Here is an 18,625-nt window from a genome sequence, read left to right as displayed (position 1 = left end):
CCGGCGAGGCTGCGTTTGCGGCCTGTCTGACACACCGCTGACGCAGCCTCGCCGGGGCTCGACAGCTGCTACGTAGAGGGCGCGCTCAAGTTATGTAGATGCCTATGGTCATCGCAGGCAAGCCAGCTCCCACAGGGGATCGGTGTTCACACGACATTCGCGCCGCCGGCTATGCGCTTGAGCCCCAACACCATCAGCACAGCCCCTAGCCCCATCGCCAGCAGGAACAGCGGATACGACACCCACCACGGCGTGCCTGCCGTCATCATGCTGAACTCCGACATGCCGCCAATGCTCGCAATCAGGTTGAGCGGCAAAAACACCACGTTGATCAGTGTGAGCTTGCGCAACAGGTTGTTCATGCTGTTATTCATCAAGTTGCCGCGCGCGTCGATCAGCCCGGAAAACACGTTGGAATAGATCTCGGCCTGTTTGTAGCACTGGTGGTTTTCGATGATCAGGTCGTCGATCAGCCCGAGAATCTCGGCACCGAAATGCTCTTTCTCCGCGTGGTTGCGCAGTCTCGACAGCACCGCGCCGTTGCTGTGCAGCGCGTTGATGTAATAGATCAGGCTTTCGCTGAGGCTGAACATCTGCATCAGGTGATGGTTGCTCATCGACGCGTTGAACTGCTGCTGCAACTCACGTGCGACCAGCTTGATCACCTTGAGGTGGCCGAGGTAGTGGTGGATGTTGTTGAGCAGCAGGTCGAGCAACACATCCAGCGGGGTGTGCAGCGGGCGGCGCTTGCCGAGGCCGGTCAGTGGGGTTTCATCGGTGGCGATCACCAACAGGCGGCTGGGTGAAAACAGCAGGCCGCAGGACGACACTTCAAACACCAGGTTGCCGCCACCCGAGTAGTTTTCCGGGCGTTTCCAGATCAGGAAGAGATTGTCCGGGTGAAACTCAATCCGCGAGACTTCGTCAGGGTCCAGCGCCGAGGCCAGGGCGTGTTCGTCCAGCTTATGGTGGTCGCGCAGCCACTCACGCTCGGCCAGGTCAGGGTTGTTGAACAACATGATCGGGGCGTCGTCATGTTCCCCACTCTGCAGCTTGCCATCGGTCAGCTCAAAACGCTGGATCATCGCCGGGTCACCAGACCTGGCCCTGGCGTTTCAACTCCAGGCGCCGCACGAACTCCTCCAGCACCAAGCCGTACAGGTCGTCCTGCAAATAGGCGTCCTCGATTCCCGCATCCATGTTGGGGTTGTCGTTGACCTCGATCACCACCACCTTGTCGCCGGACTGCTTGAGGTCGACGCCGTAGAGCCCGTCACCGATCAGGTTGGCGGTCTTCACAGCCAGTTCCACCACCGCCTTGGGCGCTTCGTGGACCGCCAGGGTGCGGCATTCGCCGTTGATATCCTGACCGATGGCCTTGTGGTTATAGATCTGCCAATGGCCCTTGGACATGAAGTACTGGCAGGCAAAGATCGGCTTGCGGTTGAGTACGCCGATGCGCCAGTCGTACTCGGTGTAGAAGAACTCCTGGGCCAGCAACAGTACCGAATGCTCAAACAACTCGGCGGTGGCCTTGAGCAAGGCTTCCTGGCTTTCGACCTTGATCACCCCACGGGAGAAGCAACCGTCGGGGATCTTCAGCACCAGCGGGAACCCCAGGCGCTCGCCGACCCGTTCGAAATCTTCCGGTCGTTCCTTGTAGAGGATTTCGGTGGCGGGCATGCCCAGTTGATGACTGTTGAGCAGGTCGGTGAGGTAAACCTTGTTGGTACAACGCAGGATCGACGCCGGGTCGTCCATCACCACCAGGCCTTCGCTTTCGGCTTTCTTGGCGAAGCGATAGGTGTGGTTGTCGACGCTGGTGGTCTCGCGAATCAGCAAGGCGTCATATTCGGCCAGGCGCGAATAGTCCTTGCGTTCGATCAGCTCCACATCGATGCCCAGGCCCTTGCCCACGCGGATAAAATTATCCAGCGCCTTGGCGTTCGAGGGCGGCAGTTGTTCCTGGGGATCGTGCAGGATCGCCAAGTCATAACGGGCCAGGCGGCGTGAACGCGGCTGGCGCCAGATCTTGCGACTGAAGTTGTCCAGGGCGTGGGCGAATTGATCTTCCTGGTCATCGCGCAACTTATGCAACACGCCGGACTTGACCCCTTCTATGTGCCAGCCGTTATTCTTTTTGAAATCAACTAACAGGATGGGGCACGGGAACGCTTCAAACAATTGTCGGGCCAGATCCTGCAACGGTTCTATATTGGTCCGGCCAAAGTAAAGTGTCAGGGTAAAGCCTTCGGTATTGCTGTAAAGATGATGATTCAAGGCTTTATCAAGGGTTTTATCCAAGTCGTCCAGGGCCAGACCATACAGCGACTTTTTCGTCAGTTCGCTGATCGTGCGCACCGATGGGATCACCTTGTGCCCACGCGCCTCGGCGAGCAGCGAGCAGTAGTAGCCGTGCCCTAGGTACTTGTAGCTGCGGCACAGGTTAATCACCTGCACGCGCTTGCCGGTCTCGTTTTCCCGGGTTTGCTCCAGGTACTCTTGAGCAGTGACGATGTCTTCGCTGGGGAAGTAGGAGGCCCAATCTTCCTTGCGCTCGACAATGATCACTACTTGGCTTGCTCCTTTGAGGGGTGCGGAAAAATAACCCTTATTGGTTATTGTCGCCGCGACGGTTTGCTCGGATACTTCACGCCAATGACCTTGTACCGCCGACATAATATTTGATCCGCTTTAGAGAACTCGACCTTTTCTATTAAGCACGATCTTTTAGAGAAGTCCCGTTTCGTTACGCAACTTTTACGGCGGTCATATGGCTCTTTCCTTTCGCGTTGCAACCCCCTGCGATGTGCCTGAATTGGTGGCATTGGAACAGCACTGTTTCACCACTGACCGGCTGTCATCGCGCAGTTTCCACTGGATGGTCAGCCGCGCCCATGCGCAGTTGCTGGTGGCCGAGGCGGATGGACAGTTACTCGGCTATGCGCTGGTGCTGTTCCACCGTGGCACCTCGTTGGCGCGCCTGTACTCCATCGCCATCGCCGAACCTGCGCGCGGTTTGGGGCTGGGCAAACAGTTGCTCAAGCGCATCGAGACAATTGCCGTGGAACACGACTGTGCCTACCTGCGCCTGGAAGTGCGCACCGACAACCCCGGCGCCCTTGCGCTGTACGAAGGCGCCGGCTACCGACGCTTCGCCGTGATTAACGACTATTACGAAGACCACACCGCCGCCCTGCGCCTGGAGAAACGCATCGTCCAGCACCAGGATGCGCGCCCGCAAAGCGTGCCGTATTACCAGCAGACCACCGACTTCACCTGTGGCGCCGCCTGCCTGCTGATGGCCATGGGCGCACTGATGCCGGCGCGCACGGCGCAGCGGCGCGAAGAGCTGCAGATCTGGCGCGAAGCAACCACCGTGTTCATGACTGCCGGCCATGGCGGCTGCAGCCCACAAGGGTTGGCACTGGCGGCCTGGCGTCGCGGGTTTGCCGTGCGCATGCAGGTCAATGTGCGCGGGCCGCTGTTTCTGGATGGCGTGCGCGATGCGCATAAAAAGGATGTCATGCGCCTGGTGCATGAAGCCTTCGAAGAAGAATTGGCCAGCAGTGCCGTCGAGCAAGTGTTCGCCGGCGCACTGGACTTGCCCCAAGTGCTGCGCGACGGCGGCCAGCCCTTGGTGCTGATCAGCAGCTACCGCCTCACCCGCTCCAAGTCACCGCACTGGGTGATGGTCACCGATTGCGACGAGGACTTCGTCTACCTGCACGATCCGGACGTCGACCACAGCCAGCACCGCCAGCCCCTCGACTGCCAGCACTTGCCGGTCAGCCATGGGGAGTTCGAGCGCATGTGCCGGTTCGGCAATAACAAATTGCGCGCAGCCGTCATCCTATTCTCCAACCCGTAGCAGCGAGGCTGCGTTGGGCTGCGCAGCGGCCCCAAAACTTGCATCGCGTTTTCCCTGATACATCGCGGCGCACTTGACGCAGCCTCGCTTACGCTCGGCAGCTGCTACGGGGCTTGTCCTTAAGCGACCTGTTTGATTTGGGCCTTGGCCTCCAGCTCGCGCACCAACGGCAAGACGCGTTTGCCGAAGTACTCGACCTCCTCCTGGAAGTGCAGGAAGCCCGCTAGCACTAGGTCCACACCGACCGCCTTGAGCGCAACGATGCGCTCGGCGATTTGCTGTGGCGTGCCGATCAGGTTGGTCTTAAAGCCGTCGTTGTATTGCACCAGGTCTTCGAAGCTGGACTTGGCCCAGTTACCCTCGCCTTCCGGTGAGGCCTTGCCCGCCTGCTTGGCCGCGTCACCGAAGGCATTCACCGCTTCCGGGTCGGCCTTGTTGATGATCTCCGCCAGCACCGCGCGGGCTTCTTCCTCAGTGTCACGGGCGATCACGAAAGCGTTGACGCCGACCTTGACCGAATGGTTATTCGCCGCCGCCTTGGCTCGGATGTCATCGACCTGGGCCTTGATGCCTTCTGGGGTATTGCCATTGGTGAAGTACCAGTCCGAGACCCGCGCGGCCATGTCCCGCGCCGCCCTTGAACTGCCGCCCTGGAACACTTCCGGCTGGCCGATGGGCTTGGGCTTGAGGGTGTAATTGTTGAAGCGGTAGAAGTCGCCTTTGAAGGTGAAATCGTCCTGGGTCCAGATGCCCTTGAGGGCGCGGATGAATTCTTCGGAGCGGCGATAGCGCTCATCGTGCTCCAGCCAGTGCTCGCCGATGGCCTGGAACTCGCCCTTGAACCAACCGCTGACGATATTCACCGCGATACGGCCGTTGGTGAGCTGGTCGATGGTCGCCAGTTGCTTGGCCGCCAGCGCCGGCTGCCAGGGGCCGGGCAGGATCGCGGCGATCACTTTGAGTGTGGTGGTCGCGGCCAGCAGCGCATGGCTGAACGCCACGGATTCGTGCTGGTTCTCGGCGCCGTAGCCGGCGGTGAAACGGATCTGGGTCAGGCCATACTCGAAGCCCGCGGCTTCGGCCAGTTGCGCCAGTTTACGGTTGTAGTCGATACCCCAATCGGTACGTTGCTCGATCTTGCTGACCACTAACCCACCACTGACATTGGGCACCCAATAGGCAAATTTCACGGCTTGCTGACTCATCAATCGGTACCTCGCACAAAGGGATGTACCGAGGGCTTGAGCAGCAAGCGTGCCAGGCCGGGGAAACGCCCAGGCCAAGGGGGTTGCCGCCAATGCTGGGTGCAGAGGCCAATGTCGCGGATTGGGCAGGTTTGTCGATCAGCTGTTGCCAGGGCAACAGTGCATCAGGGCTTTTTTCAGCAAATACGGGCGCCGGCACCCGGCACGGACTGTGCAATCACCCCGGTACCGATCACTGCCCAGGAACCTTGCCCATGACCGACCACCACGTCATCAACCCACTGTCCATTGGCGTCGACTACCCCACGTTAGCCGCGCGATTCCGACCGATCTTCCAGCGCATCGCGGATGGCGCGGTAGAGCGCGAACACACGCGCACCCTGCCCCATGAACCCATCCAGTGGCTCAAAGAGGCCGGTTTTGGCGCGGTAAGGGTGCCGGTGGAATACGGCGGTGGTGGCGCCTCCCTGCCGCAGCTGTTCGAATTGTTGATCGAACTGGCCGAAGCCGACTCCAACGTGCCCCAGGCCTTGCGTGGGCACTTCGCCTTTGCCGAAGACCGCCTGAACGCGCCGCCCAGTGCTGGTCGCGACCTGTGGTTCAAGCGCTTTGTGGCCGGCGATATCGTCGGCTGTGCCTGGACCGAAATCGGCAATGTGGCCATCGGCGATGTGGCCACCCAGGTCAGCCCCGACGGCGACGCCTGGAAACTCAATGGCGAAAAGTTCTACAGCACCGGCAGCATTTTCGCCGACTGGATCGATGTATACGCCCAGCGCAGCGACACCGGCGGCGATGTGATCGCGGCCACCCGCGCACGCCAGCCTGGCGTGGTGCACAGCGACGACTGGGACGGCTTTGGCCAGCGCACCACCGGCAGCGGCACGTCGCGCTTTACCGATGCGGTGGTGGAGGCGGAAAACGTTATCGACTTTTCCAGCCGGTTCAAATACCAGACCGCGTTCTATCAGCTTGTTCTGCTCGCCAGCCTGGCCGGTATTGGCCGTGCAGCGTTGCGCGATGTGGCGCATCAGGTGCGCAGCCGCAAGCGGATCTACAGCCATGGCAATGCGGCCCATGTCAGCCAGGACGCACAGGTTCAGCAGGTGGTAGGTGAAGTGGCAGCGCTGGTCTATGCCGCCGAGGCGAGCGCGTTGAAAGCCACGCTACCGGCGCAACGGGCGTACGTGGCCCGGTTTGGCGGGGATGAGGTTGCCGAACGCGAAGCCAATGTGACGGCCGAGATTGAATCGGCGACGGCGCAGGTGGTGGTGTCGGAATTGATTCAGCGGGCTACCAGTGAATTGTTTAACGCACTGGGGGCTTCGGATGTGCGCCAGGGTAAAGCGCTGGATCGGCATTGGCGTAATGCGCGGACGGTGTCGTCGCATAATCCGGTGATCTATAAGGCGCGGATTGTGGGGGATTGGGTGATCAATGGGGCTGAGCCGCCGTTTGTTTGGCAGATTGGGAATGGGCCGGGCCGGGGTTGAGTCGCGGTTTTGGTAGGGGGTGTATCCGTTATTTGGGTGATGGCGGATATGGGTTCCGCCCTTACGGCGGGTCACTTTGGAATAGCCCCAAAGTAACCAAAGGGCTCTTGCCCCAACACTCGGCACCTCGCTTAGGCTCGGTGTGCCCGTAATCCGACATTGATTTGGGGGGCCGCCGCCACGCGCCATCCATGGCGCGGGGCGGCTAAACCGGCATCCCTGCCGGTTTACCCCCCAAATCAATATCGAATTCCGGCCAGCGTGTTTAACGGGGCGCCTAAGATCAAGATCAAAAAGATCAAAAGCAAAAGCACGGCGGCCTGACAGCCGGCCTGAGTGGTGGGGAGCAAAAGCGCTGTTTTTAGGGGCTTGCCAGCGATGTAGGCAACTCGGTATGTCAGTTACACCGAGGTGATGCCATCGCAGGCAAGCCAGCTCCCACAGTTTTGACCGAGTTCGGCCACACAATACCGGTCGGCTTTAAGGCCGCCGCGCTTTTGCTTTTGATCTGGGGCGCCCCATCAAACACGCTGGCCGAACGCAGGCTTGAATCCGTAGGTAACCCGGCAGGACGCCGGGTTAGCCGCGCTGGGCCAAGGATGGCCCATCGCGGCGGCCCACGGATTCAAGCCGGAGTGAGGGCACACCCAGCCTAGGCGAGGTGCCGAGTGTTGGGGCAAGAGCCCTTTGGTTACTTTGGGCTGGGCCGGCATTCCGGCTCTTTTCCAAAGTGACCCGCCGTAAGGGCGGAACCCATATCAGCCATTACCCAAATACCGGATATCCCCCCCAATCAGAACGCGAGCTTATAACCAATCGCCATCAACATAACCGCCAAGCACGGCCGCAATATCCCGTCCGGCAGCTTGCCGGTCATATGGCTGCCGAAGTAAATCCCCGGCAACGACCCCATCAACAAAAACCCCAACAAATGCCAGTCCATGTTCCCCATGCTCGCATGCCCCAAGCCCGCCACCAGGGTCAGAGGCACGGCGTGGGCGATCTCGGTCCCCACCAGCCGCCGCGTGGCCAGGAACGGATACAGGATAAACAGCGCCACAGTCCCCAGAGCACCCGCGCCGATGGACGTCAGGGCAACCATGGTGCCCAGGATGGCACCGGTCACCACCGTCAGCATGTTCAGGTTGCGTGGGCTCATGTGATAGTCATCACCGGCATGCCGCTGGGCAAAAGCCAACAGGCTTTTCTTGAACAGAATCGCCAGGGCCGTCAGCAGCAACACCACGCCAAGGGCTTGCTTGATCACCGCGTTCATCGCGCTGGGGTCGGTGTGCAGGCTGGCCAGGAACCACAGGGTCAGCAACACCGCAGGCACGCTGCCCAGGGTAAGCCAACCGGTGATGGTCCAGTCGATGTTCTTGTTCTTGCTGTGCACCAACACCCCACCGGACTTGGTGATGGCGGCGTACAACAAGTCGGTGCCCACGGCCGTCGCCGGGTTGATGCCGAACCACAGCAGGATCGGGGTCATCAACGAGCCCCCGCCCACCCCCGTCATGCCCACGATAAAACCAACGATCAGGCCGGCAATCACAAAACCAAAATTACCCACTTCCATCAACGCTACCTGCGGCCTTATAAATTTCTGGCCGCAGGATAGCGATTTTTCTTATAACGACTTATATCAATATGATCTGACTTTATGCCTTTTATGGCAGGCGATGACAGGCATAGGCCTGGGTTTGATACGGGAAGGCGATGGTGTCCCGCCCGCGCAAGTCGGGATGGGTGTCGATCAAAGTGCGCAATTGCGCGGTAACGCTGGCCTTTTCTGCGGCTGGGAGCGCCGCGATAAAGCTCACTGACAGAAAGCGATCCATGACCACTTCCTGGGGGCTGCCGACGTGGCTGTACGCAAAACAGGTGACTTCAGGGTCGGAAAAGTACTTGCCGGTGAAGGCTTCACGCCAACGTCCGCTATGAAAGCGCGGGGTGTCGCCTTCGTACGGTGTGATTATTTCGGTGATTGCCGCCACCCAGCCCACCGATTCGTCGCGCACATTCCACACCAGCCCCAGGCGCCCTCCGGGCTTGAGTACGCGATGGATTTCCGCCAGTGCGGCCTGGGTGGAGAACCAATGGAATGCCTGCGCACAGACCAGCGCATCGGCGCTGGCAGACGCCAGGGGGATGGATTCGGCAGTGCCATTTACCAGGCGCACGCCCGGCAGCAGCTTAGCCAGCTGCGCGCCCATCGCCGCCACAGGCTCGACGGCAATCAGCGTTGGCGCCAGGGTGCTGAGCAAGCGCGTGAATTTGCCGGTGCCGGCACCTAGGTCAATCACTGTCGACTGCGCATCAATCCGCAGGGTTTGAGTGAGCCAGCCAGTGAGTTGTCTGGGGTAATTCGGCCGGCCTTGGGCGTAAGTGACTGCATGGGTGGAGAAACCTTGTTGAGCAGACGCGTGGACACCAGTCATTGCCAATCTCTCCTCAGGGGTGAAGCGGGGGCACAGTGTGCGCCCTCACACATTTATTTTCTAATCCGTGCATCCAATCCTGCGCAAGCTGGGTAGTCCTTTCAGTCACCCCGCTGTTTTACTGAAATGGAGAAACACCCATGAACGCTAAAGCACTGTTCTGCCTCACTGCCCTGCTGGCAACTGCACCCGTTGCCTTCGCCCAGACCGGCTTGCCGGACAGCATCAAGGTGCCGGACGGCCACAAGGTGGCACTGGAAACCACCGGTGTCGGCGAAATCACCTACGAGTGCCGCGACAACGCCAACGCCGCCGGCCAGACCGAGTGGACCTTCGTCGGCCCCAAGGCCGTGCTGAATGACCGTAGCGGCAAGCAAGTCGGCACCTATTTCGGCCCGCCCGCCACCTGGCAAGCCACGGACGGTTCGAAAATCACCGGCACTCAGTTGGCGGTGGCGCCGTCGGGTGCGGGCAACCTGCCGTACCAATTGGTCAAGGCCAACCCGGCTGAAGGCAAGGGCGCGATGAGCGGCGTGAGTTACATCCAGCGGGTTGCCCTCAAGGGCGGCGTGGCACCGAGCAGTGCCTGCACGGCGGCCAACAAGGGCAAGCAGGCCGTGGTGAAGTACCAGGCCGACTACATTTTCTGGGCGGCCAACTGAGCAAAGTCGGCTACGCTGCCCCCAATGCCGATCGTTGGGGGGAGCACCGCGTGTTTGATTACGAAGCCTGTCTGCAATCCTGCGCCCGTGGCGATCAGCGTGCCCTGCACCAGCTCTATGAGCACGACAGCAGCCGTTTGCTCGGCGTGGCGTTGCGCATAGCGAGGGACAAGTCCCTGGCCGAAGACATCGTGCACGACGCATTTATCAAGATCTGGCGCGGTGCCGACAGTTTCGACCCCAGTCGCGGTTCGGCACGTGGCTGGGTGTTCAGCGTGACCCGGCACCTGGCGCTCAACAGTGTGCGTAACCATTACCGCGAAGTACCGTTAGGCGAAGAACACGAGCAAGTCGCTGCAATCGACACCTTTGAATTCAGCGCACGCGCCGGGCAGGTCCACATCTGCCTGGAGCAACTCGACCCGGCCCGTCGTACCTGCATCCTGCATGCCTACGTCGACGGTTATTCCCACAGCGAAATCGCCCAGAAACTGGACACCCCACTGGGGACCGTCAAAGCCTGGATCAAACGTAGCCTCGCCGCGCTGCGGGAGTGCATGGCATGAGCAACCCACTGGACGAACTGGCCAGCGAATACGTGCTGGGCACCCTGCCCGGCGAACAACGCGCCGAGGTGGAACAACGGCTCAAGCACGACGCCGAATTACGCGCCGCAGTGGACGCCTGGGAGCATCGCCTGTTGCCGCTGACCGCACTCGCGGAGCCGGTGCCACCCTCCTCTGAGCTGTGGCGGCGTATCGAACGCAACATCGCCAGCGCCCGCACGCATTGGTGGGATCTGCTGGCCGTGTGGCGCGGCCTGGCCGGTGCCGGGCTGGTGACAACCCTGGTACTGGCCACGCTGCTGCTGACCCGCCCGCCCACCGCCGACCCGACCTTTGTCGTGGTGCTGGTGGCGCCGCAAAGCCAGGCCCCGGGCTGGGTGATCCAGGCCAGTGACAATCAGCAGATTCAGTTGATCCCGCTGGGCGTGATGGAAGTGCCGGCGGACAAAGCCCTGCAGTTCTGGACCAAGGGTGACGGTTGGCAGGGGCCGGTATCCCTGGGCCTGGTCAAACCCGGGCAAACGCTGTCGGTACCGCTGGACAAGCTGCCGCCGCTCACGCAGAACCAGCTGTTCGAGTTGACCCTGGAAGACCCGCGCGGCTCGCCGACCGGCAAACCCACCGGGCCGATCCAGGCAATTGGCCGCGCGGTCAAGGTGCTCTGATCAGGCGACGCTGGGCAACCACACGCGAAAGCGTGCACCGCCCAGCGGCGAAGCCAATGCCGTCAAGGTGCCGCCCTGGGCTTCCAGGGCGCGTCGGCTGATGGCCAGGCCCAGGCCAAAACCGCCGGTGGCGCGGTCACGGCTGCGATCAAGGCGGTAGAACGGCTCGAAGATGCGCTCTCGCTGGTCCAGCGGGATGCCGATGCCGTCGTCGTCCACGCAGATTTCACAGCCTTTGGGGCAGACCTTCACGCCGACCTGAATGCGCTTGTCGCAGTAACGCGTGGCATTGCGCAGCAGGTTCTGCAACGCGCGGGCAGTAAGGCGCGGGTCGAGATTGAAGCGCTCCACGGCGCAGTCGAGCGCCACATCAATGACGATCTCGGGGTTTTCCAGTTCGTCATCGACGCTTCCCAGCACACTGTCGATAAACTCATCGAGCACCACTTCCACCCGCTCCGGCAATTGCGCCGGGTTCTGCAGGCGGCTGTAGGACAGCAGCTCCAGCACCAGTTCGTCCAGCTCGCGGATATGCGCCACCAGGCTTTGCAAGCGTTCACGGCTGGCCTCGGGCAAGTCTTCGGAGAGCGCCAGGGCCAGGCCGAAATCCAGGCGCGTGAGCGGCGTGCGCAGCTCGTGGGAGACCGCGTTAAGCAGGTCGCGTTGCTGATTGAGCAGGTATTCGATGTCGTCGGCCATGGTGTCGAACACCGAAGCCAGGCTGCCGATGCTGGAGCTGGCCGGAATGCGCGTGCGTTCCGCCATATTGCCCTGGCCCAATTGCCCGGCGGTGCTTTTCAGGCGTTCCAGGTCGCGCCAGTGCGGGCGTAGCCACACCAACAGGCAGGCCAGCAGCGCGGCAACAATCAACACGTTGATCGCCCAATACAGCACGTTCATGTCCATCGGGTCAGGCGGTATCGTCAGCTTGACCACGAATTGCTCATTGATCGGAGTGCTGATTTGCTCCATCCAGCCCCATTCGCCCAGGCGCACTACCGACCTGCCCTGCTCCAGTAGCTTTTCCTCAGCCGGGGTGTAGCTGGCGTCCTGGCGCAGCAGCAATTGAACCCTGAGCGGCGCGAATTCGCGGCCCAGTTGGTCGGTGACCTGTGACCAGCGCTCCACAGGTGCGCGCAGGTATTGTTTGACAATCAGCTTTTGCTGGCCGCGGGTCTGCTCGATGTTGTAATTCACGTAGCGGTGTTCGAACAGCTGGATCACCAGCGTGGGCACCAGGTAGATCGCCGCACTGTAGGTGACGATGGTGATCAGATAGAGGCGAAACAGTACGCGAACCATCGATCAGCATTCCCACTCGGAACGGCTGAACAGGTAGCCTTTGCCCCACACCGTCTTGATCTTGCGCGCTTCACCGGCGTTGTCGTCGAACTTGCGGCGCAGCTTGGAAATCGCCACGTCCACCGAACGGTCGGTGCCGTTGAACTCGATACCGCGCAGGCGTTGCAGGATCTGGTCACGGCTGAGTACTTCGCCGGCATGCCGTGCGAGCACCACCAACAGGTTGTATTCGCCGCTGGACAACTCCACCGGTTGTTCACGCCAGGTCACGGTGCGCTCCGACAGGTCGATGCACAGGTTGCCCATGATGATCTGGTCGTTGGCCGCCTGGGGTTCGGACAAGCTGCTGCGCCGTAATAACGTGCGGACACGGGCCAGTAGCACGCGCGGTTCACAAGGTTTGGTCACGTAGTCGTCGGCGCCCATTTCCAGGCCCAGCACCTGATCGTGGCTGTCGTCCCGCGCCGTGAGCATCAGGATCGGCAAGCCCGCCGAGTCGGCCCGCAGCAATCGGCATACTTGCAGGCCGTCGAGTCCGGGCAGCATCAGATCGAGGATCACCAGGTCCGGCGGATTCAAGCGCGCGCGTTCACGCACGTGGTCGCCACGGCTGAGCACGCTGACGTGGTAGCCATTGCGCTCCAGGTAGCTGGCAATCAGCTCGGAGAGTGCGGCGTCGTCTTCCACCAGGAGAATGTTGGGCATGGTGTTTCCAAATAAGCAGTGATGGGCGGTACACAAATCCAATGTGGGCGCTGCTTGTGTGGGAGCTGGCTTGCCTGCGATACAGGCACTGCGGTCTATCAGGTAGACCGAGGTGATGCTATCGCAGGCAAGCCAGCTCCCACACAAGCCGGTTGCCACATGTTGAATCGTTGGCGCTTGCAGGATTGTGCAAGGATATACGCCCAACGCTCACAACGCGTTGCACCTTACATTTCTTCACAGACCCGCTACACAGCTTCACAGCACCACGGCGCAGGTGACTTTAGGATGCGCCAGTCAATATTGGGATAAGAGCATGTCGAAGAATCTGTTTGCGCCGTTTTGCCTGCTGGCCCTCACCCTTGCCCTGAGCGCGTGTGACAACTCCGCGGGCGAAGCGCCGCAAATGCCGCTGGCCAAAGTGCGCATCGAAACCCTTGAGGCCAAGCCCCTGTCGATCACCAGCGAACTGAGCGGGCGTATTGCTGCGCCGCGTATCGCTGAAGTGCGCGCACGGGTCGCGGGTGTGGTGATGCAGCGGGTGTTCAAGGAAGGTCGTGACGTGAAACAGGGCGACGTGCTGTTTCGCATTGATCCGGCGCCCTTCAAGGCCGACCTCGACAGCGCCCAGGCCAATCTGAGCAAGGCCGAGGCGAATGCCTTCCAGGCGCGCCTGCAAGAGCAGCGCTACAGCCAGTTGGTGGAAGGCAACGCCATCAGCGGCCAGGACTACGACAACGCCCGCGCCGCCGTGCGCCAGACCAACGCCGAGGTCGCCGCCAACAAGGCTGCCGTCGAGCGAGCCAAGTTGAACCTGGGCTACGCCACCGTGACCGCACCGATTTCCGGGCGTATTGGCCGTGCGCTGGTGACCGAGGGCGCCCTGGTCGGCCAGAATGAGGCCACGCCGCTGGCGATCATCCAGCAACTGGACCCGATCCACGCCGACCTGACCCAGTCCAATCGCGAGCTGAATGACCTGCGCCGTGCCTTCCGTGCCGGCAGCTTGAAGCAGGTCGGCCAGGACCAGGCCAAGGCCACCTTGATCGAGGACGACGGCAGCCTCTACCCGTTGCCGGGCAAATTGCTGTTTGCCGAGATCAGCGTCGACCCCGGTACCGGCCAGATCATCCTGCGCAGCGAATTCCCCAACCCGGACCTCGACCTGCTGCCCGGCAGCTTTGTGCGGGTGCGCCTGGAGCAAGCCGTCGACAAGCAAGGCATCAGCGTGCCGCAACGCGCCATTACCCGTGACAGCGCCGGTATCCCGATGGTCTTGCTGCTGGACGCCGAACAAACCGTCAGCCAGCAGCCGGTGGAGCTGGGCGCGGTGATCAATGATCGCTGGATTGTCAGCAGCGGCCTCAAGGCCGGTGACCGCATCGTCGTCGAAGGCCTCCAGCACGCGCGCCCCGGTGAAAAAGTCGACGTAGATGACAGCCCGACGCCGCTCGCCCAGGCCTCCGGCCAATAAGGATCATTGACCATGCCGCAGTTCTTTATTGACCGCCCGATCTTCGCCTGGGTGGTTGCCCTGTTTATTCTGCTCGCCGGTTTGCTGGCAATCCCGCAGCTACCGGTGGCGCAGTACCCCAACGTCGCGCCGCCAAAAGTCGAAATCTACGCGGTCTACCCCGGCGCTTCGGCGCAGACCCTGGATGAGAGCGTGGTCAGCCTGATCGAGCAAGAGCTCAACGGCGCCGATCACCTGCTGTATTTCGAGTCCCAGAGCAGCCTGGGTTCGGCAACCATCACCGCGACGTTCCAGCCGGGCACCAACCCGGAAATGGCGCAGGTGGATGTGCAGAACCGCCTGAAAGCGGTCGAGCCGCGCCTGCCGCAAGCGGTGACCCAGCAAGGCTTGCAGGTGGAGAAAGTCTCCGCCGGCTTCCTGTTGCTGGTGACCCTCACGTCCAGCGACGGCAAGCTCGATGATGTAGCGCTCAGCGATTACCTGGCGCGCAACGTGATGAACGAACTCAAGCGCCTCGACGGTGTGGGAAAGGCCCAGCTGTATGGCGCCGAACGTGCCATGCGGATCTGGATCGACCCGCAGAAACTGATCGGTTTCAACCTGACCCCGGCCGATGTAAACGCCGCGATCAGCGCGCAAAACGCCCAGGTATCGGCGGGCAGCATCGGTGATTTGCCGGGTACCAAGACTCAGGAAATCACCGCCGCGATCCTGGTCAAGGGCCAGCTGTCCACGCCGGCCGAGTTCGCCGACATCATGCTCAAGGCGAATCCCGACGGCTCCACTGTGCGCATCGGCGATGTGGCACGGGTGGAAGTCGGCAGCCAGGAATACCAGTTCTCCACGCGCCTGAATGGCAAACCGTCCACCGCAGTCAGCGTGCAGCTGGCACCTGGCGCCAATGCGCTGAACACCGCCACCCTGGTGCGGGCGAAGATGGACGAGCTGTCGCGCTACTTCCCGGCCAATGTGGAATACAAAATCCCGTACGACACCTCGCCGTTCGTCAAAGTCTCGATCACCAAGGTGGTCTACACCCTGCTCGAGGCCATGGCGCTGGTGTTTGCGGTGATGTTTTTGTTCCTGCAGAACGTGCGCTACACCCTGATCCCGACACTGGTGGTGCCGATTGCGTTGATGGGCACCTTCGCCACCATGTTGTTGCTGGGGTTCTCGATCAACGTGCTGACCATGTTCGGCATGGTGTTGGCCATCGGTATCCTGGTGGACGACGCGATTGTGGTGGTGGAAAACGTCGAGCGGATCATGGTCGCCGAGGGGCTGTCGCCCAAGGAAGCGACGCGCAAGGCCATGGGCCAGATCACCGGCGCGATCATCGGCATCACCCTGGTGCTGGTGGCGGTGTTCCTGCCGATGGCCTTTATGGCGGGTTCGGTGGGGGTGATCTACCAACAGTTCTCGTTGTCGATGGCGGTGTCGATCCTGTTCTCGGCGTTCCTCGCCCTGACCTTGACCCCGGCCCTGTGCGCCACTTTGCTCAAGCCGATCGCCAAGGATGAGCACCATGCCAAAGGCGGTTTCTTTGGCTGGTTCAACCAGCGTTTTGAACGCCTCACCGACCGCTACGAAGGCTGGGTGGCCTATGCCCTCAAGCGCAGCGGCCGTTACCTGCTGATTTACCTGGTGCTGCTGGTGGGCCTGGGGTGGATGTTCAGCCGCCTGCCCTCCTCGTTCCTCCCGGTGGAAGACCAGGGTTACACCATCACTGACATCCAGTTGCCACCGGGCGCGAGCAAGAACCGCACGGTGCAGGTGGCCGAACAGATCGAAGCGCATAACGCCAAAGAGCCTGGGGTGGGCGACACCACCATGATCATGGGCTTCAGTTTCTCCGGTTCGGGGCAGAATGCCGCGCTGGCGTTTACCACGCTCAAGGATTGGTCGGAGCGCAGCAGCGATGACTCCGCCGCGTCGATTGCCGACCGCGCCAACATGGCCTTTACCGAACTGAAAGATGCGATTGCCTACGCGGTCCTGCCACCGCCGGTGGATGGCCTCGGCACGTCCAGCGGCTTCGAGTTCCGCTTGCAGGACCGGGGCGGTGTCGGCCATGCCGCGTTGATGGCCGCGCGCACGGAATTGCTGGCCGCCGCCGAGAAAAGCCCGATCCTGGCCAACGTGCGCGAAAGCGCCCTGGCCGAAGCACCGCAAGTGCAGCTGGAAGTCGACCGCAAGCAAGCCAACGCGCTGGGCGTGGCCTTTGCAGACGTGGGCAATGTGCTGTCCTCGGCCATCGGCTCGGCTTATATCAATGACTTCCCCAACCAGGGCCGCATGCAACGGGTGGTGGTGCAGGCCGAAGGCGACCAGCGCAGCCAGGTGGCGGACCTGATGAAGATCCACGTGCGCAACAACGCCGGCAAGATGGTGCCGCTGTCGGCCTTTGTCGAAGCCAAGTGGACCCAGGGCCCGGCGCAATTGACGCGCTACAACGGCTACCCGGCCATTGCGATTTCCGGCGAAGCGGCACCGGGCCACAGTACCGGTGAGGCGATGGATGAAATCCAGCGCCTGGTCAGCCAATTGCCGGCCGGCCTGGGCCAGGAATGGACCGGTTTGTCGTTGCAGGAACGCCTGTCCGGTTCCCAGGCGCCGATACTGTTGGGCCTGTCGCTGCTGATCGTGTTCCTGTGCCTGGCGGCGCTGTATGAAAGCTGGTCGATCCCGACCTCGGTATTGCTGGTGGTGCCGTTGGGCGTACTCGGTGCCGTGTTGGCGGTGAGCTTGCGCGGCATGCCCAACGATGTGTTCTTCAAGGTCGGCTTGATCACCATCATTGGCCTGTCGGCGAAGAACGCGATCCTGATCATCGAGTTCGCCAAGGACCTGTATGACCAGGGCGAAGACCTGATCACCGCCACCTTGAAAGCCGCGCGGTTGCGCTTGCGCCCGATCATCATGACGTCGCTGGCGTTTATCCTCGGCGTGGTGCCGCTGGCGATTGCGACAGGTGCCAGCTCGGCCAGCCAGCAGGCGATTGGTACGGGGGTGATCGGCGGGATGATCACCGCGACGTTGGCGGTGGTGTTTGTGCCGGTGTTTTTTGTGGTGGTCATGAAGTTGGTGAAGAAACGCCCCCGGTAGACCCATTCTTGAATGGGTACTGGATCAAAAATGTGGGAGCGGCGGTGCGACGATTCGACTTGCTCGCGAAGGCGGTGTGTCAGTGAGGTAGGTATCGACTGAAACACCGCCTTCGCGAGCAAGCCCGCTTGTGTCTTGAACCAGGCTTAAACTGAAGGTGAGAGCGGTGAGTGACAAGCTGAATGCCCGAAGTGCTTAAAGCACGTGTGGGAGCCCATGCTGTCACTCACCTCTCCACTCTGGTCATTGAGCCCGAACAGTTGAACGAGCCCACCTCGAACAGTTACAAGCGTGGGCCAAGCCAGAGCGCTCTCACCTTGAGTGTAAGAGGATTTGGCTATGTTTTCCTATCCAGCAGGTATTGATGTCTCCAGCGGTAGCCTCGAGATTCGGGTTGATCAACTGGATGTAGCGATGAGTTGTTCCAATTCGCAGAGTGATTTTCCTGGGTTAATTGGATGGCTAACCCTGCATCGCGTGGGTCGAGTGTTGCTGGAGGCCACTGGCGGTTACGAGCGCAAAGTCATGAAAGCGCTTCAAGCTGCGGGCTTTGAAGTCATACGGATCAACCCTTGCCGAGCCAAAAGCTTTGCCCGGGCTATGGGGCAACAAGCCAAAACCGATCCGATAGATGCACGCCTTCTTGCGCAGTTCGCAGCGGTCATCAAATCGCCCGATAGCCGGGTTACCAGCGCCGAGCAGGATGATTTGCGCGCCCTAGTCCAACAGCGAGAGCACTTTGTTCAGCAAAGAGATGACGACAAACGGCGGCTTAAAACGGCCTCCTCTGACGTGGTCAAGCCTGCGCTGCAGAGTCATATCGACTATTTGCAAAAAGTGCTGAAGGAGCTGGAAAGCCTGATCCGCCAAAGTACAGAACGTCTGGATCGTAAAAAAGTAGCCCTTCTGTGCTCAGTCAAAGGCATAGGACTTGTTACAGCGGCCAGCTTGATGTCCTATCTTCCGGAGCTAGGCGAGGTGGGTAGACATCAGATTGCAGCATTGAGCGGCACTGCGCCCTACAACGACGATAGCGGCAAGCACAAAGGCAAGCGTCATATCAGCGGCGGCAGGTTCGCCGCGAGGCGCTCACTGTATATGGCCTGTTGGTCAGTGATCCGGTTTCAGCCTGAGTT

The 18,625-nt window shown here is 61.1% G+C and carries 15 protein-coding genes; 8 read left to right on the top strand and 7 right to left on the bottom strand.

The genetic code is table 11. The features are described from left to right. Positions 1-146 precede the first annotated feature (146 nt). Together BFP95_RS02040 and BFP95_RS02035 are read right to left on the bottom strand one after the other, a co-directional pair. The gene (locus BFP95_RS02040) at positions 147-1,085 is read right to left on the bottom strand and encodes a magnesium transporter CorA family protein (RefSeq protein ID WP_065909131.1); all 939 of its coding nucleotides are present in this window, start codon (positions 1,083-1,085) and stop codon (positions 147-149) included. A gap of 7 nt (positions 1,086-1,092) precedes the next feature. Further along, positions 1,093-2,679: a RimK family protein gene (locus tag BFP95_RS02035; protein ID WP_049708609.1), complete on the bottom strand. Its 1,587-nt coding sequence runs from the start codon at positions 2,677-2,679 to the stop codon at positions 1,093-1,095. 94 nt (positions 2,680-2,773) lie between these two features. Between BFP95_RS02035 and BFP95_RS02030 the strand changes: the two genes are divergently transcribed. Continuing rightward, positions 2,774-3,871, top strand: coding sequence for a GNAT family N-acetyltransferase/peptidase C39 family protein (locus tag BFP95_RS02030; protein WP_065889726.1), 1,098 nt, complete (start codon positions 2,774-2,776; stop codon positions 3,869-3,871). Between the two features lie 119 nt (positions 3,872-3,990). Here the strand turns inward: BFP95_RS02030 and sfnG are convergent, their stop codons facing one another. Beyond that, positions 3,991-5,076, bottom strand: a complete 1,086-nt coding sequence (gene sfnG, locus BFP95_RS02025; protein ID WP_065909128.1) for a dimethylsulfone monooxygenase SfnG — start codon at positions 5,074-5,076, stop codon at positions 3,991-3,993. Between the two features lie 254 nt (positions 5,077-5,330). On the opposite strand from sfnG, the gene BFP95_RS02020 reads away from it, so the two are divergent. Continuing rightward, positions 5,331-6,569, top strand: a complete 1,239-nt coding sequence (locus tag BFP95_RS02020; protein WP_065909126.1) for an acyl-CoA dehydrogenase family protein — start codon at positions 5,331-5,333, stop codon at positions 6,567-6,569. A 793-nt stretch (positions 6,570-7,362) separates the two neighbouring features. On the opposite strand, the gene BFP95_RS02015 is transcribed toward BFP95_RS02020, so the two are convergent. After that, a complete protein-coding gene (locus tag BFP95_RS02015) occupies positions 7,363-8,148 on the bottom strand; it encodes a sulfite exporter TauE/SafE family protein (protein ID WP_065876344.1) in 786 nt (261 codons plus the stop codon). Positions 8,149-8,239: 91 nt separating this feature from the next. Then, positions 8,240-9,010: a class I SAM-dependent methyltransferase gene (locus BFP95_RS02010; RefSeq protein ID WP_065909123.1), complete on the bottom strand. Its 771-nt coding sequence runs from the start codon at positions 9,008-9,010 to the stop codon at positions 8,240-8,242. A 140-nt stretch (positions 9,011-9,150) separates the two neighbouring features. Between BFP95_RS02010 and BFP95_RS02005 the strand changes: the two genes are divergently transcribed. Genes BFP95_RS02005 through BFP95_RS01995 form a run of 3 tightly spaced genes read left to right on the top strand, consistent with a single transcriptional unit; the run spans position 9,151 to position 10,903 of the window. Then, entirely contained in the window at positions 9,151-9,672 is a 522-nt protein-coding gene (locus tag BFP95_RS02005; protein ID WP_065909120.1) for a DUF3455 domain-containing protein, read from the top strand. Between the two features lie 50 nt (positions 9,673-9,722). After that, the gene (locus BFP95_RS02000) at positions 9,723-10,238 is read left to right on the top strand and encodes a sigma-70 family RNA polymerase sigma factor (protein WP_065909117.1); all 516 of its coding nucleotides are present in this window, start codon (positions 9,723-9,725) and stop codon (positions 10,236-10,238) included. Next, positions 10,235-10,903, top strand: coding sequence for an anti-sigma factor (locus BFP95_RS01995; RefSeq protein WP_065881549.1), 669 nt, complete (start codon positions 10,235-10,237; stop codon positions 10,901-10,903). Before BFP95_RS02000 ends, BFP95_RS01995 begins: the two co-directional genes overlap by 4 nt. On the opposite strand, the gene BFP95_RS01990 is transcribed toward BFP95_RS01995, so the two are convergent. Both BFP95_RS01990 and BFP95_RS01985 read right to left on the bottom strand, forming a co-directional pair. Further along, complete coding sequence (locus BFP95_RS01990; RefSeq protein ID WP_065876349.1) at positions 10,904-12,205, bottom strand: ATP-binding protein; 1,302 nt, start codon at positions 12,203-12,205, stop codon at positions 10,904-10,906. 3 nt (positions 12,206-12,208) lie between these two features. Continuing rightward, positions 12,209-12,910, bottom strand: coding sequence for a response regulator transcription factor (locus tag BFP95_RS01985; protein ID WP_065876350.1), 702 nt, complete (start codon positions 12,908-12,910; stop codon positions 12,209-12,211). Between the two features lie 316 nt (positions 12,911-13,226). Between BFP95_RS01985 and BFP95_RS01980 the strand changes: the two genes are divergently transcribed. The 3 genes from BFP95_RS01980 to BFP95_RS01970 form a co-directional block, all read left to right on the top strand. Beyond that, positions 13,227-14,384, top strand: coding sequence for an efflux RND transporter periplasmic adaptor subunit (locus BFP95_RS01980; RefSeq protein ID WP_065881552.1), 1,158 nt, complete (start codon positions 13,227-13,229; stop codon positions 14,382-14,384). A 12-nt stretch (positions 14,385-14,396) separates the two neighbouring features. Further along, on the top strand, positions 14,397-17,489 hold the full coding sequence (locus BFP95_RS01975) for an efflux RND transporter permease subunit (RefSeq protein WP_065909115.1): 3,093 nt from the start codon (positions 14,397-14,399) through the stop codon (positions 17,487-17,489). Between the two features lie 339 nt (positions 17,490-17,828). Further along, on the top strand, positions 17,829-18,625 hold a 797-nt coding region (locus BFP95_RS01970), incomplete at its 3' end, for an IS110 family transposase (RefSeq protein ID WP_065909028.1).

It is taken from the genome of Pseudomonas sp. 58 R 12 (genome assembly GCF_900005865.1).
GTDB classification, from domain to species: Bacteria; Pseudomonadota; Gammaproteobacteria; order Pseudomonadales; family Pseudomonadaceae; genus Aquipseudomonas; species Aquipseudomonas tritici.
The sequence above is the reverse complement of the archived record's forward strand: the minus strand, read 5'-3'. Positions and strand labels throughout refer to the sequence as shown.

Coding starts and splice junctions, on each gene's coding strand:
- BFP95_RS02040 (WP_065909131.1), bottom strand. CDS start 1,085: ATGATCCAGCGTTTTGAGCTGACCGATGGCAAGCTGCAGAGTGGGGAA.
- BFP95_RS02035 (WP_049708609.1), bottom strand. CDS start 2,679: ATGTCGGCGGTACAAGGTCATTGGCGTGAAGTATCCGAGCAAACCGTC.
- BFP95_RS02030 (WP_065889726.1), top strand. CDS start 2,774: ATGGCTCTTTCCTTTCGCGTTGCAACCCCCTGCGATGTGCCTGAATTG.
- sfnG (WP_065909128.1), bottom strand. CDS start 5,076: ATGAGTCAGCAAGCCGTGAAATTTGCCTATTGGGTGCCCAATGTCAGT.
- BFP95_RS02020 (WP_065909126.1), top strand. CDS start 5,331: ATGACCGACCACCACGTCATCAACCCACTGTCCATTGGCGTCGACTAC.
- BFP95_RS02015 (WP_065876344.1), bottom strand. CDS start 8,148: ATGGAAGTGGGTAATTTTGGTTTTGTGATTGCCGGCCTGATCGTTGGT.
- BFP95_RS02010 (WP_065909123.1), bottom strand. CDS start 9,010: ATGACTGGTGTCCACGCGTCTGCTCAACAAGGTTTCTCCACCCATGCA.
- BFP95_RS02005 (WP_065909120.1), top strand. CDS start 9,151: ATGAACGCTAAAGCACTGTTCTGCCTCACTGCCCTGCTGGCAACTGCA.
- BFP95_RS01995 (WP_065881549.1), top strand. CDS start 10,235: ATGAGCAACCCACTGGACGAACTGGCCAGCGAATACGTGCTGGGCACC.
- BFP95_RS01990 (WP_065876349.1), bottom strand. CDS start 12,205: ATGGTTCGCGTACTGTTTCGCCTCTATCTGATCACCATCGTCACCTAC.
- BFP95_RS01985 (WP_065876350.1), bottom strand. CDS start 12,910: ATGCCCAACATTCTCCTGGTGGAAGACGACGCCGCACTCTCCGAGCTG.
- BFP95_RS01980 (WP_065881552.1), top strand. CDS start 13,227: ATGTCGAAGAATCTGTTTGCGCCGTTTTGCCTGCTGGCCCTCACCCTT.
- BFP95_RS01975 (WP_065909115.1), top strand. CDS start 14,397: ATGCCGCAGTTCTTTATTGACCGCCCGATCTTCGCCTGGGTGGTTGCC.